Genomic DNA, 12,627 nt, shown 5'->3' with positions numbered 1-12,627 from the left:
CGTTCCCTCGGCCGCGGGCCCCGGTCTCAGCCCATCGGCCGCGGGTCCAGGACGGCGAACTCGGCGCCGGCGGGGTCCGTGAACCAGGCGAGGCGGCCCACGTCGGGGATGTCCGTCGGGGCGATCGGCACCGCGCCGCCCGAGACGGTCACCGCGTCCGCGGTGGCGTCGACGTCCGCGACCTGGAAGTACGGGATCCAGCGGGTCCGTTCGCCGGAGTCCCGGAGTTCGGCGGCGCCGCCGAAGGAGGCGGCGTCCTGGTCCCCCTCGGCGGTGGAGACCACCCGGTAGGTCATGCCGGGCGCCTCCATCGACGCCCACCGCCACTCGAAGAGCGAGCGGTAGAAGCCGAGCGCGGCCTCCGCGTCGGGCGTGTGCAGTTCGACCCAGACGAGGGTGCCCGGCGAGGAGGTGCGGTCCAGGCCCTTCACCGACCCCGGCTGCCAGACGGCGAACTCCGCTCCGGCCGGGTCGGTGAGCGCGGCCGTCCGGCCCGCGTCCATCACCTCCGTGGCGCGCATCCGGACCCGGCCGCCCTCGGCGGCCGTCACCATCTGGGTGGTGGCGGCGTCGGAGGTCCGGAAGTACACCGTCCAGGCGCTCCGCGCGCCCTCCTCGGTGAGCGGGCCGAGCGCGGCGACGGTGGCGCCGTCCTGCTGGAAGAAGCCGTACCCGCCGCCCGCCGGGCCCGCGGAGCGGTGCTCCCAGCCGAACACGGTGGCGTAGAACTCCGCGGCGGCGGCGGTGTCCGGACTGCCGAGGTCGATCCAGCAGGGGGAGCCGTGGGTGTACCGGGTGCCGAGCATGGGCGGGTGCCGTCCTTCCGTCGTCCTGCGTCCGGGCCGGTCTCCGGCCACCACGGCCGATCCTCGGGCCTCCGTCCGGGCGACGCGACCGCTGCCGGTCCGGTTCATCCGACCGGCGCACCGACCGTCCGGCGAGGGACCACCCGCCCCCGCCCCGCCCTCCGGCCCCTCCGCCCCGAGCGCCGACGACCGGCACCGGCCCGCCCCGGCGCGGGCCCCGCCCCCTCGGGCGGTCCCGTCCGCCTCCCCGGGCAAGCCCGCCGCTCAGCCGGGCAGCCCCTCCGCCCGCGCGGCCAGGTCGCCCATCAGCAGCTCGGCGTTGATCACCGTGCCGGCCCGGTAGCCCGCGCCCGCCGCGTTGACGACCTGCTCGGTCGGGCCGGTCACGTTTCCCGCCGCCCACACGCCGGGCACGCTCGTCCGGCCGGTCTCGTCCACCTTCACGAAGGGCCCGAAGGGCGTCTCGTACAGCTCCGCGCCCAGCCGCCGCAGCACCCCGTCGCGGGCGACGAGCCGGGTGGCCGCCGCGAAGACCACCTCGCGGGCGACGGTCCGGCCGTCCGCGAGCCGGACCCCGGTCAGCCGGTCGTCCTCCGTCACGATCGCCTCGACCGCGCCCTCCATGGTGGTGACGCCCGCCGCGGCGAGCAGCCGCGCGTCCTCCTCCGTGACCTCGGCGCCGTTCAGGAAGAGCGTCACGTCGGCGGACCAGTGCGAGACCATCAGCGCCTGATGGGCGGGCATGGCCGCACCGGCGATGACCCCGAACGCCCGGTCGCGTACCTCCCAGCCGTGGCAGTACGGGCAGTGCAGCACGTCCCGGCCCCACCGCTCGGCCAGCCCCTCGATCTCCGGCAGCTCGTCGACGAGACCGGTGGCGACGACCAGCCGCCGGGCGGTCAGCGCGGTGCCGTCGGCGAGCGTGAGGGCGAAGCCCCCGCCGTCCGCCACGGCCTCCGTGACCTCACCGGGCCGGACCTCGACCCCGTACTCCAGCAGCTCGCGGCGGCCCGCCGCCAGGAACTCCGCCGGGCTCATGCCGTCCCGCGACAGATAGCCCTGCATGTGGGCGCTGGGCGCGTTGCGGGGCTCGCCCGCGTCGACGACCAGGGTGCGCCGCCGCGACCTGCCGAGGATCAGCCCGGCGCTCAGCCCGGCCGCCCCGCCGCCGACCACCACGACCTCGTAGGCGTTCTCGTCCATGCTCTCTCCCAGGGGTGCGTCCATGCCGTGAGCCTCACCCGGCACCCGCATCGACGGCAAGGAAACTTGCCGTTCCTGCAACACTGGACGCATGACCGAAGACGACCGCATCGACGCCGTGCTCACCGAGGTCGGCCCCCGGCTGCGCCGGGTCCGCCGCGACCGCGGGGTGACCCTGGCCGAGCTCTCCGCCGCCACCGGCATCTCCGTCTCCACCCTCTCCCGCCTGGAGTCCGGACAGCGGAAGCCGAGCCTCGAACTGCTCCTCCCGCTGGCCCGCGCCCACCAGGTCCCGCTGGACGAGCTGGTCGGCGCCCCGCCGGTGGGCGACCCCCGGGTGCGGGCCCGGCCGATCGTCCGGCACGGCCGCACCATGTACCCGCTCACCCGCCAGCCCGGCGGCCTCCAGGCGTACAAGGTGATCCAGGAGAAGGCCTCGGAGCAGCCGGACCCGCGGGTCCACGAGGGGTACGAGTGGCTGTACGTGCTCTCCGGGCGGCTCCGGCTCGTCCTGGGGGAGCACGACGTGGTGCTGACCGCCGGCGAGGCCGCCGAGTTCGACACCCGGGTGCCGCACTGGTTCGGCCCGACCGCCGACGGGCCGGTGGAGTTCCTGAGCCTGTACGGGCCGCAGGGCGAGCGGATGCACGTACGGGCGCGGCCCAAGAAGTCCGGCTGAGTGGTTCCCCCGAAGGCAAGCGACCGCTTAGTATGCGGCCGACCGCTCGGTACGGACGGAGGCTCGACGGATGCAGGCATGGCGAGTGCACGAGAACGGCGAACCCGGCGCGGTGATGCGCCGCGAGGAGGCGGACGTCCCCGAACCCGGGCCCGGCCAGGTCCTTCTCAGGGTCCGCGCCGCCAACGTCAACTTCCCCGACGCGCTGCTCTGCCGCGGCCACTACCAGGTCCGGCCGCCGCTCCCCTTCACCCCCGGCGTCGAGATCTGCGGCGAGACCGAGGACGGCCGCCGCGTCATCGCCACCGCCGCCCTCCCGCACGGCGGCTTCGCCGACCACGCCCTCGCCGACGCCGCCGGCCTCCTCCCGGCCCCCGACGCCCTCGACGACGCCGAGGCCGCCGCCCTCCACATCGGCTACCAGACCGGCTGGTTCGGCCTCCACCGCCGCGCCGCCCTCCGGGAGGGCGAGACCCTCCTCGTGCACGCCGCCGCCGGCGGCGTCGGCAGCGCCGCCGTCCAGCTCGGCAAGGCCGCCGGCGCCACCGTCATCGGCGTGGTCGGCGGCCCCGCCAAGGCCGCGGTCGCCCGCGCCCTCGGCTGCGACGTCGTCATCGACCGCAGCACCGAGGACGTCGTCGCCGCCGTCAAGGCCGCCACCGGCGGCCGCGGCGCCGACGTGATCTACGACCCGGTCGGCGGCGAGGCGTACCAGCAGTCCGCCAAGTGCGTCGCCTTCGAGGGCCGGATCGTCGTCGTCGGCTTCGCGAGCGGCACCATCCCCGCCCCCGCCCTCAACCACGCCCTGGTGAAGAACTACACGATCATGGGCCTCCACTGGGGCCTCTACGCCCGGCTCGACCCCGCCGCCGTCCTCCGGTGCCACGACACCCTCACCGCGCTCGCCGCCAAGGGCACCGTCAAGCCGCTCGTCGCCGAGCGCGTCCCCTTCGCCGGCGCGGCCGACGCCGTCCAGCGCGTCGCCGACGGCACCACCACCGGCCGCCTGGTCGTCCTCCCGGAAGGAGCCCGCGCATGACCGACGCCGCCGCACTCCAGGCGCGCACCCGGGAGCTGCTCGCCGCGCATCCGCCCGCCACCACCGACCGGCTCGACTTCCTCCGCGCCCGCTTCGACGCCGGCCTCGCCTGGGTCCACTACCCCGTCGGCCTCGGCGGACTCGACGCCCCCCGCGCCCTCCAGGCCGTCGTCGACGCCGAACTCGCCGCCGCCGGCGCCCCCGACAACGACCCCCGCCGCATCGGCATCGGCCTCGGCATGGCCGCCCCCACCCTCCTCGCCTACGGCTCCGACGAGGTCAAGGCCCGCTTCCTGCGCCCGCTGTGGACCGGCGAGGAGGTCTGGTGCCAGCTCTTCAGCGAGCCCGGCGCCGGCTCCGACCTCGCCGCCCTCGGCACCCGCGCGGTCCGGGACGGCGCGGGAGACTGGGTGGTGGACGGCCAGAAGGTGTGGACCTCCAGCGCCCACACCGCCCGCTGGGCCATCCTCATCGCCCGCACCGACCCCGACCTGCCCAAGCACCGGGGCATCACCTACTTCGTCTGCGACATGACCGACCCCGGCGTCGAGGTCAGGCCGCTGCGCCAGATCACCGGCGAGGCCGAGTTCAACGAGGTCTTCCTCACCGGCGTCCGCATCCCCGACGCCCACCGCCTCGGCGCCACCGGCGACGGCTGGCGGGTCGCCCAGACCACCCTCATGAACGAGCGGGTCTCCATCGGCGGCGCCCGCATCCCCCGCGAGGGCGGCATGATCGGCAAGGCCGCCGCCGTCTGGCGCGACCGCCCCGAACGGCGCACCCACGCCCTGCACCGCCGGCTCCTCGACCTCTGGGTGGACGCCGAGGTGGCCCGCTTCACCGGCGAGCGGCTGCGCCAGCAGCTCGTCGCCGGCCAGCCCGGCCCCGAGGGCAGCGCCATGAAGCTCGCCTTCGCCCGCCTCAACCAGGCCATCAGCGGCCTGGAGGTCGAACTCCTCGCCGAGGACGGCCTGCTGTACGACGACTGGACCATGCGTCGCCCCGAACTGGTCGACTTCACCGGGCGCGAGGCGGGCTACCGCTACCTGCGCTCCAAGGGCAACTCGATCGAGGGCGGCACCAGCGAGGTGCTGCTCAACATCGTCGCCGAGCGGGTCCTCGGACTCCCGCCGGAGCCCCGCAACGACAAGGACGTCCCCTGGAAGGACCTCGCCCGATGAGCCAGCAGAGTCACGAGCCGGACCTCCTCTACTCCGACACCGAGGACGCCCTGCGGGACGCCGTCCGGTCCCTGCTCGCCGACCGGGCCGGCCACCGGACCGTGCTCGACCGGATCGAGACCGGCGACCCGTACCCCGCCGGCCTCTGGCCCGCGCTCGCCGCCGGCATCGGCGCCGCGGGCCTCCTCGTCCCCGAGAAGCTCGGCGGCCAGGGCGCGAGCCACCGGGAGGCCGCGGTCGTCCTGGAGGAGCTGGGCCGCGCGGTGACCCCGGCCCCGTACCTGACCAGTGCCGTCGTCGCCACCGAGACCCTGCTCGCGCTCGGCGCGGCCGACGGCCCGGCCGCCGCGCTCCTCGCCGAGCTGGCGGCGGGGGAGCGGACCGCCGTCCTGGCGGTCCCCTTCACCACCGCGCCCCGGACCGCCCCCGAGGCCACCGGCCCCGTGCGGGCCGTCGCCGACGCGCAGACCGCCGACGTCCTCCTCGTGCCCCGCCCCGACGGCCTGTACGCCGTCCCCGCCACCGAGGCCGCCGTCACCCCGCTCACCCCGCTCGACCTCACCCGCCCGCTCGCCGTCGTCGACGCGGGCACGGCCCCCGGCACCCTCCTGGCCGGACCCGCGGAGGCGGGCGCGGCGGTGCGGCGCGGCCTCCTCGCCGGGGCGGGACTGCTCGCCTCCGAGCAGCTGGGACTCGCCGAGTGGTGCCTGGAGGAGACCGTCCGGCACACCAGGGAGCGGTACCAGTTCAACCGGCCGGTCGGCTCCTTCCAGGCGCTCAAGCACCGGATGGCCCAGCTGTGGCTGGACCTCGTCGGAGCCCGGGCCGCGGCCCGGGCCGCAGCCGACGCCCTCGCCACCGCGGCGCCCGACGCCGAACTGACGGTGGCCGTGGCGCAGGCGTACTGCTCCGGGGTGGCCGTCCGCGCGGCCGAGGAGTGCGTCCAGCTGCACGGCGGGATCGGCATGACCTGGGAGCACCCGGCCCACCTCGCGCTCAAGCGGGCCAAGGCCGACCAGCTCGCCCTCGGCTCGGCCGGCCACCACCAGGACGTGATCGCCGCCCTGGCGGACCTCCCGGCCCCGGCCTGACCCGCTCCGCACGACCCGGCCGGGACGGTGCCCGGCCGGGTCAGCCGTCCTCGCCGGCCCGGCGGGCGTAGACGAACAGGTGGTCCTCGGGCTCGCCGCCCGCCACCTCGGGCCGGAAGACCGACAGCTCGGCACGGAGCACCTCCAGACCGCACTCCTCCCGCAGCAGCCCCAGGTACGCCTCGGCGGAGAAGCTGGAGACCCGGGCCCTGCGCCCCATCCAGGTGATCTCCAGCCCCTCGACGTCGGCGGGGACCGTCGCCGACACCAGCAGCCCGCCGGGCGCCAGCCAGGACGCCATCCGCCGCAGCGCCCCGACCTGCTCCCTCCGGTCCATCATCAGCAGCGGGAAGAAGGCGCAGACGGCGTGGTAGCCCCCCTCCGGCGGGGTGTGCTCGCGCAGGTCGCCCTGCTCGAAGCGGGCCTCCGGCACCTGCGCCCGGGCCAGCTCCACCATCGTCGCGGAGACGTCGACCCCGGTCACCCGGTGGCCCGCGGCGACGAGCAGTTCGGCGACCGGCCGCCCCGTACCGCTGCCCGCGTCCAGCACCCGGGAGCCGGGAGGGAGCCGCGCGGTCAGCCAGTCGACCGCCGCGAGCTGCGCCGGCAGCCGGCCGAAGGCCCGCTCGTAGTCGAGCCCCACCCCGTCGAAGAGTTCGGCGGCCCCCAGCACGGCGGGGCCGTTCTCCTCGTGCGTCTCGCCCATCGTCACTCCCGGTCTCGTGGATGTCCGGAGCGGACTACCCCGTCGGAAGCCCCTCCGCACCCATGCTGTTTAATTGCATGCTGTTCGCAATAGCAGTTGATCTTCAAAAAGGGGTGTGGACCCGATGGCCGCCCGAACCGCCCGCCGCGCGACCGCCGCGCTCGCCACGGGGGCGCTCGCCCTCGCGACCGCGGCCTGCACGAACCCCGGCGCCGACACCGCCGGCTCCGGCGGCCCCAAGGACTCCGCGGTCGTCGGCATCGCCTACGAACCCGACACCCTCAGCCCCCTCCTCGGCTACGGCAAGGACGGCAACTCCAAGATCTTCGACGGCCTCCTCGCCTTCGACGCCGACATGAAGCTGAAGCCGGCCCTCGCCGCGAAGCTCCCGAGCGTCAGCGACGGCGGACTCACCTACACGTACACCCTCCGCTCCGGCGTCACCTTCAGCGACGGCGCGCCCTTCACCGCCGAGGACGTCGTCTTCACCTACGAGACGATCCTCGACCCGAAGACCAACAACCCGTCCCGCACCGAACTCGACGCCCTCAAGAGCGTCGAGGCCGTCGGCGACGACACCGTGGTCTTCCGCCTCAAGTACCCCTACGCCCCCTTCGCCGAGCGCACCGTCCACGCCATCGCCCCCGAACACGTCGCCGCGAAGCAGGACGTCAACACCGGCGCCTTCACCACCCACCCCATAGGCACCGGCCCCTACGTCCTCACCGGCTGGTCCAAGGGCGAGAAGCTGACCTTCAAGGCCAACCCGAAGTACTGGAACGGCGCCCCCGCGGTGAAGAGGTTCACCATGGCGATCATCAAGGACGACGACGTCCGCGCCACCCGCCTGCGCGCCGGCGACCTCGACGGCGCCATCCTCCCGCCCAACCTCGCCGCCGGCTTCGCCGACGACAAGGCCAAGCGGACCTACACCGCCAAGACCTACGACTACCGCACCGTCACCCTCCCCACCCACCACCCCGTCACCGGCGACACCGCCGTCCGCCGCGCCCTCGACATCGCCGTCGACCGCCAGGCCATGGTCGACAAGATCCTCGAAGGCGCCGGCAAGCCCGCCTACGGCCCCGTCCCCACCGACAGCCCCTGGTTCGCGAAGGGCACCGAACGCCGCCACGACCTCGCCGGCGCCCAGAAGATCCTCGACGAGGCCGGCTGGAAGCCCGGCCCCGACGGCGTCCGCGCCAAGAACGGCGTCCGCGCCTCCTTCCCCCTCTGGTACCTCTCCGGCGACAAGCTCCGCCAGGACCACGCCCTCGCCTACGCCTCCGACGCCCGCAAGGCCGGCATCGAGATCAAGACCCAGGCCGGCACCTGGGAGGTCATCGAACCCCGCATGAAGACCGACGCCGTCCTCGCCGGCGGCGGCTCCCCCGGCGACCCCGACTTCGACCAGTACCTCCTGCTCAAGTCCACCCTCGCCGGCGACGGCTTCAACAACATGGCCTGGTACGACAACGAGACCGTCGACCGCGCCCTGGAGGACGCCCGCCGCACGAACGACACGGCCGAGCGCAAGGCCGCGTACGACACCGTCCAGCGCGAACTCGCCAAGGACCCCGGCTACACCTTCCTCACCCACATCGACCACCTCTACGTCGTGAACGACTCCTGGGACGGCCTGAGCACCCAGGTCGAACCCCACGACCACGGCCTCGCCGCCGGCCCCTGGTGGAACGTCGAGACCTGGCAGCCCAAGAAGAACACCGGGGACACGAAGAAGTGAGCCGCCGCCTCCCCTGGGGGGCCATGGCCCGGATGACGGGACGGCGCGCCCTCGCCGCCGTCCCCGTCCTCCTCGGCGTCACCCTCGCCGTCTTCGCGGTCGCCGAAGCCTCCCCCTTCGATCCCGTCAAGGCGTACGCCGGCACCGCCGGCCTCACCGCCTCCCAGGAGAACCTCGACCAGCTCCGCCACAACCTCGGCGTCGACCGGCCCCTCCTCACCCGCTGGTGGGACTGGCTCGCCTCGGCCGCCACCGGCGACCTCGGCGACTCCGCCGTCATGCGCCGCCCCGTCGCCGACGTCATCACCGAACGCCTCGGCTGGTCCGTCCTCCTCGCCGTCACCGCCTTCCTCGTCGCGATCGCCCTCGGCACCCTCCTCGGCGTCCTCGCCGGCCGCCGCCGCGGCGGCCTCCTCGACCGGAGCGCCAGCGCCCTCGCCTACACCCTGGAAGCCGCCCCCGCCTTCTGGCTCGGCCTCCTCGCCATCTGGTTCTTCGCCCTCGAACTCGGCGCCCTGCCCGCCGGCGGCCTCACCGACACCGCCAGCGACACCGTCACCCCCGACCAGGTCGCCCGCCACCTGGTCCTCCCCGCCCTCGTCCTCGGCGTCTCCCAGCTCCCCTGGTTCTTCCTGTACGTCCGCCAGGGCGTCGGCGACGCCCTCGACGAGGACCCGGTCCGCGGCGCCCGCGCCCGCGGCCTCGCCGAACGCACCGTCCTCACCGGCCACGCCCTGCGCTCCGGCATGCTCCCGATGCTCACCCTCATCGGCTCCCGCGTCCCCGAGCTCATCACCGGAGCCCTCCTCGTGGAGACCGTCTTCAGCTGGCCCGGCATCGCCGCCGCCACCGTCCAGGCCGCCACCGCCGTCGACTTCCCGCTGCTCGCCGCACTCACCGTGCTCGCCACCGCGGCCGTCCTCCTCGGCAACCTCCTCTCCGACCTCCTCTACGGACTCGCCGACCCGAGGGTGGGCTTCGATGGCTGACCCCCGCACCCACCGCCTCCGCCTGTGGACCTCCGCGCTCGTCGTCGGCGCCGTCGTCCTCGCCGTCCTCCTCGTCCCCCCGCTCGTCCAGCTCGACGAACAGGCCGTCGACCTCTCCCAGAAGCTCCTCCCGCCCTCCTGGGACCACCCCTTCGGCACCGACGACGTCGGCCGCGACCTCCTCCTGCGCTGTGTCTACGGCCTGCGGGTCTCGCTCCTCGTCGGCCTCGTCGCCGCCCTCGTCGCCACCGTCCTCGGCACCGCCGTCGGCGCCGCCGCGGGCGCCCTCGGCGGCTGGACCGACCGCACCCTCATGCGCCTCGTCGACGCCTTCTCCTCCGTCCCCCACCTCCTCCTCGGCATCTTCGTCGTCGCCCTCTTCCGCCCCGGCGTCTGGCCCGTCATCGCCTCCGTCGCCGTCACCCACTGGCTCTCCACCGCCCGCATCGTCCGCTCCGAAGTCCTCTCGCTGCGCACCCGCCCCCACATCGAGGCCGCGATCTCCGGCGGCGCCTCCCGCCGCCGCGTGGCCACCCGCCACCTGCTCCCCGCCGTCCTCCCGCAGGCCGGCCTCGCGGCCGTCCTGATGGTCCCGCACGCCATGTGGCACGAGTCCGCCCTCTCCTTCCTCGGCCTCGGCCTCCCCAGCCACCAGGCCAGCCTCGGCAACCTCGTCCAGTCCGCCCGCTCCTCCCTCCTCTCCGGCGCCTGGTGGCCCACCCTCTTCCCCGGCCTCTTCCTCATCGTCCCCACCCTCGCCCTCGCCGGCCTCGCCGGCGTCTGGCGCGACCGCCTCAACCCCCGCCGCCGATCGGAGCTGATGCTGTGAACGCCCGCCTCGCGCGCGCCCTCGACGCCGTCACCGCCGAACGCGCCGAGGACGCCCTCCTCAGCGTCCGCGGCCTCACCGTCCGGTTCCGGCTGCGCGGCGGGCGGACCGTCGCCGCCGTCACCGACGCCGACTTCGACCTGGCGCCGGGGGAGTGCCTCGCCCTCGTCGGCGAGTCCGGCTGCGGCAAATCGGTCCTCGCCTCCGCCCTCCTCGGCCTCCTCCCCGGCAACGCCGAGACCAGCGGTACGGCCCTGCTCGACGGCACCGACCTCCTCGCGGCCGACGAGAAGACCCTCGCCCGCTCCGTCCGCGGCCGCCGCGTCGGCCTCGTCCCCCAGAGCCCCGCCGCCCACCTCACCCCGGTCCGCACCGTACGGGCGCACCTGGAGGAGACCGTCCGCGCCCTCACCCGCACCCCGCGCGCCGGGCGCCGCAAGGCCGCCGAGGACGCCGCCGACCGCGCCGCCTTCCCCGCCACCCACCTCGACGCCCACCCGCACGAACTCTCCGGCGGCCTCGCCCAGCGCGCCGCCACCGCCCTCGCCCTCATCGGCGACGCCCCGCTGCTCCTCGCCGACGAACCCACCACCGGCCTCGACCGCGACCTCGTCGAGCGCACCGCCGACGAACTGCGGCGCCACGCCGACGACGGCCGCGGCCTGCTCCTCATCACCCACGACCTGACCGCCGCCGCCCGCATCGCCGACCGGGTGGCCGTCATGTACGCCGGCCGGATCGTGGAGATCGCCCCCGCCCACCGCTTCTTCGGCACCACCGGGCCCGCCCACCCCTACGCCCGCGGTCTCCTCGACGCCCTCCCCGACCGCGCCTTCACCCCCGTCCCCGGCATGCCCCCGGAACTCTCCGACCTTCCCGAGGGCTGCGCCTTCGCCGCCCGCTGCCCCCGCGCCACCGACCTCTGCGCCACCGTCCCGGCCCTCCGCGCCGGCGTGGCCTGCCACCACCCGGAGCGGCCCCGTGCTTGAACTCGACTCCGTCACCGCCGGCTACGAACCCCGCAAGCCGGTCTTCCGCGGCGCCTCCCTCACCCTGGCCCCCGGCGAGTCCGTCGGCCTCCTCGGCCCCAGCGGCTGCGGCAAGTCCACCCTCGCCCGGGTCGCCGCCCTCCTCCACCGTCCCGACGCCGGCCGCCTCGTCCTCGACGGCACCGAGGTCACCGCCTGGCGCCACCGCGCCCCCCGCGAGCAGCGCACCGCCGTCGGCGTCGTCTTCCAGCAGCCCCGCACCGCCGCCGACCCCCGGCTCTCCCTGGCCGACCTCATCGCCGAGCCCCTGCGCGCCACCGGCCGCAAGGCCGAGGCGGCCGCCCGCGTCGCCGAGCTCGCCCCCGCCGTCGGCCTCACCCCGGAACTCCTGACCCGCCGCCCCCACGCGGTCAGCGACGGACAGCTCCAGCGCGCCTGCCTCGCCCGCGCGCTCAGCCTGAGGCCCCGCTGGCTCGTCTGCGACGAGATGACCGCGATGCTCGACGCCTCCACCACGGCCGCCCTCGTCGCCGCCGTCGAGTCCTACCGCAGGGAGACCGGCGCCGGCCTCCTCGCGGTCGGCCACGACCGCGTCCTCCTGAACCGCTGGTGCGACCGCACGGTGGAGTGGAAGGACTGCCTCCCCGCCTCCGGCACATGATCCACAGGGATCTCACCCGTATGGCCGCCCCGCCGTTCCCCCGGACGGGTCGCCCATTCCGCCACACTGTCCGCCGAACGCCGCAATTCCGGTGCGGCAGACGAAGGACGTGAGACCGATGGCCGTTTCCGTTTCCGTGGTGGTGCTGCTCCTCGTACTGACCGTGATCTTCCTGCGCAGCGGCGGCCTCAAGGTCACCCACGCCATCGTCTGCGCCCTGCTCGGCTTCTTCCTGGCCGGCACGAGCATGGCCCCCACGATCCAGAACGGCGTGGCCGCCACCGCCGAGGTCGTGTCCAGCCTCCGTCCTTGATCACCCGCAGGGGGCGCCCGACCTCCGGGGTTGACACGGCCTCGCCCGATGCGTAGTGTTCTTGGGGTTGTCCGACGTGAGTACCGACTCCGGTCGGCCCCGGACGACCATTCCGCAAGAACCAACAAGCCTGACGACCACGATTCCTCGTGCCGTTCTGTTTTCCGTTCGTTTTTGCGAAATGAGGATCCAAACCCCCGATTCGCATCGGGGGCGGGGAATCCGCTAAAGTCTCACTCGTCGGAACGGCCCAACGGCCGGAAAGACATATCCCGCTGACTGGGAATCGGACGCCGAAAGGGTCTGATAGAGTCGGAAACGAAGGAAGCGCCCGGAGGGCCCGGAAACGGGAACGAAGGAAGCGTCCGCACCTTGAGAACTCAACAGCGTGCCAAAA

General features: G+C 74.7%; 13 protein-coding genes. 10 read left to right on the top strand and 3 right to left on the bottom strand.

Annotated features, from left to right (window positions below; all coding sequences use genetic code 11):
• Nucleotides 1-26 precede the first annotated feature (26 nt).
• A complete protein-coding gene (locus tag ACFW6A_RS21970; RefSeq protein WP_386642180.1) occupies nt 27-806 on the bottom strand; it encodes a VOC family protein in 780 nt (259 codons plus the stop codon).
• Between the two features lie 264 nt (nt 807-1,070).
• On the bottom strand, nt 1,071-2,033 hold the full coding sequence (locus tag ACFW6A_RS21965; RefSeq protein WP_386642177.1) for an NAD(P)/FAD-dependent oxidoreductase: 963 nt from the start codon (nt 2,031-2,033) through the stop codon (nt 1,071-1,073).
• 67 nt (nt 2,034-2,100) lie between these two features.
• On the opposite strand from ACFW6A_RS21965, the gene ACFW6A_RS21960 reads away from it, so the two are divergent.
• The 4 genes from ACFW6A_RS21960 (at nt 2,101) to ACFW6A_RS21945 (ending at nt 5,999) form a co-directional block, all read left to right on the top strand.
• The gene (locus ACFW6A_RS21960) at nt 2,101-2,688 is read left to right on the top strand and encodes a helix-turn-helix domain-containing protein (protein ID WP_386484768.1); all 588 of its coding nucleotides are present in this window, start codon (nt 2,101-2,103) and stop codon (nt 2,686-2,688) included.
• Nucleotides 2,689-2,758: 70 nt separating this feature from the next.
• Nucleotides 2,759-3,727 (top strand): NADPH:quinone oxidoreductase family protein, encoded by a 969-nt coding sequence (locus tag ACFW6A_RS21955; protein ID WP_386642174.1) that lies wholly within the window; start codon nt 2,759-2,761, stop codon nt 3,725-3,727.
• On the top strand, nt 3,724-4,908 hold the full coding sequence (locus tag ACFW6A_RS21950; protein ID WP_351855043.1) for an acyl-CoA dehydrogenase family protein: 1,185 nt from the start codon (nt 3,724-3,726) through the stop codon (nt 4,906-4,908). Before ACFW6A_RS21955 ends, ACFW6A_RS21950 begins: the two co-directional genes overlap by 4 nt.
• Complete coding sequence (locus ACFW6A_RS21945; protein ID WP_351855041.1) at nt 4,905-5,999, top strand: acyl-CoA dehydrogenase family protein; 1,095 nt, start codon at nt 4,905-4,907, stop codon at nt 5,997-5,999. The genes ACFW6A_RS21950 and ACFW6A_RS21945 overlap by 4 nt, the downstream gene beginning before the upstream one ends.
• A gap of 40 nt (nt 6,000-6,039) precedes the next feature.
• Here the strand turns inward: ACFW6A_RS21945 and ACFW6A_RS21940 are convergent, their stop codons facing one another.
• The gene (locus ACFW6A_RS21940; protein ID WP_351855039.1) at nt 6,040-6,705 is read right to left on the bottom strand and encodes a methyltransferase domain-containing protein; all 666 of its coding nucleotides are present in this window, start codon (nt 6,703-6,705) and stop codon (nt 6,040-6,042) included.
• Between the two features lie 124 nt (nt 6,706-6,829).
• Between ACFW6A_RS21940 and ACFW6A_RS21935 the strand changes: the two genes are divergently transcribed.
• The 6 genes from ACFW6A_RS21935 (at nt 6,830) to ACFW6A_RS21910 (ending at nt 12,230) form a co-directional block, all read left to right on the top strand.
• Entirely contained in the window at nt 6,830-8,449 is a 1,620-nt protein-coding gene (locus tag ACFW6A_RS21935; protein WP_351855037.1) for an ABC transporter substrate-binding protein, read from the top strand.
• Nucleotides 8,446-9,438 (top strand): ABC transporter permease, encoded by a 993-nt coding sequence (locus ACFW6A_RS21930; protein ID WP_386642171.1) that lies wholly within the window; start codon nt 8,446-8,448, stop codon nt 9,436-9,438. Before ACFW6A_RS21935 ends, ACFW6A_RS21930 begins: the two co-directional genes overlap by 4 nt.
• Nucleotides 9,431-10,267, top strand: coding sequence for an ABC transporter permease (locus tag ACFW6A_RS21925; protein ID WP_386642168.1), 837 nt, complete (start codon nt 9,431-9,433; stop codon nt 10,265-10,267). Before ACFW6A_RS21930 ends, ACFW6A_RS21925 begins: the two co-directional genes overlap by 8 nt.
• Complete coding sequence (locus ACFW6A_RS21920) at nt 10,264-11,256, top strand: ABC transporter ATP-binding protein (RefSeq protein WP_351855030.1); 993 nt, start codon at nt 10,264-10,266, stop codon at nt 11,254-11,256. Before ACFW6A_RS21925 ends, ACFW6A_RS21920 begins: the two co-directional genes overlap by 4 nt.
• Nucleotides 11,249-11,917: an ATP-binding cassette domain-containing protein gene (locus ACFW6A_RS21915; RefSeq protein ID WP_351855027.1), complete on the top strand. Its 669-nt coding sequence runs from the start codon at nt 11,249-11,251 to the stop codon at nt 11,915-11,917. Before ACFW6A_RS21920 ends, ACFW6A_RS21915 begins: the two co-directional genes overlap by 8 nt.
• A gap of 118 nt (nt 11,918-12,035) precedes the next feature.
• Nucleotides 12,036-12,230, top strand: coding sequence for a hypothetical protein (locus ACFW6A_RS21910; protein WP_351855024.1), 195 nt, complete (start codon nt 12,036-12,038; stop codon nt 12,228-12,230).
• Nucleotides 12,231-12,627 lie beyond the last annotated feature (397 nt).

The sequence above is a fragment of the Streptomyces sp. NPDC058758 genome, from assembly GCF_042746075.1.
In the GTDB taxonomy this organism is placed as follows: domain Bacteria; phylum Actinomycetota; class Actinomycetes; order Streptomycetales; family Streptomycetaceae; genus Streptomyces.
The sequence above is the reverse complement of the archived record's forward strand: the minus strand, read 5'-3'. Positions and strand labels throughout refer to the sequence as shown.

Excerpts from the sequence above, each read along its gene's own strand:
- ACFW6A_RS21970 (WP_386642180.1), bottom strand. The coding sequence starts at position 806 with ATGCTCGGCACCCGGTACACCCACGGCTCCCCCTGCTGGATCGACCTC.
- ACFW6A_RS21965 (WP_386642177.1), bottom strand. The coding sequence starts at position 2,033 with ATGGACGCACCCCTGGGAGAGAGCATGGACGAGAACGCCTACGAGGTC.
- ACFW6A_RS21960 (WP_386484768.1), top strand. The coding sequence starts at position 2,101 with ATGACCGAAGACGACCGCATCGACGCCGTGCTCACCGAGGTCGGCCCC.
- ACFW6A_RS21955 (WP_386642174.1), top strand. The coding sequence starts at position 2,759 with ATGCAGGCATGGCGAGTGCACGAGAACGGCGAACCCGGCGCGGTGATG.
- ACFW6A_RS21950 (WP_351855043.1), top strand. The coding sequence starts at position 3,724 with ATGACCGACGCCGCCGCACTCCAGGCGCGCACCCGGGAGCTGCTCGCC.
- ACFW6A_RS21945 (WP_351855041.1), top strand. The coding sequence starts at position 4,905 with ATGAGCCAGCAGAGTCACGAGCCGGACCTCCTCTACTCCGACACCGAG.
- ACFW6A_RS21940 (WP_351855039.1), bottom strand. The coding sequence starts at position 6,705 with ATGGGCGAGACGCACGAGGAGAACGGCCCCGCCGTGCTGGGGGCCGCC.
- ACFW6A_RS21935 (WP_351855037.1), top strand. The coding sequence starts at position 6,830 with ATGGCCGCCCGAACCGCCCGCCGCGCGACCGCCGCGCTCGCCACGGGG.
- ACFW6A_RS21925 (WP_386642168.1), top strand. The coding sequence starts at position 9,431 with ATGGCTGACCCCCGCACCCACCGCCTCCGCCTGTGGACCTCCGCGCTC.
- ACFW6A_RS21910 (WP_351855024.1), top strand. The coding sequence starts at position 12,036 with ATGGCCGTTTCCGTTTCCGTGGTGGTGCTGCTCCTCGTACTGACCGTG.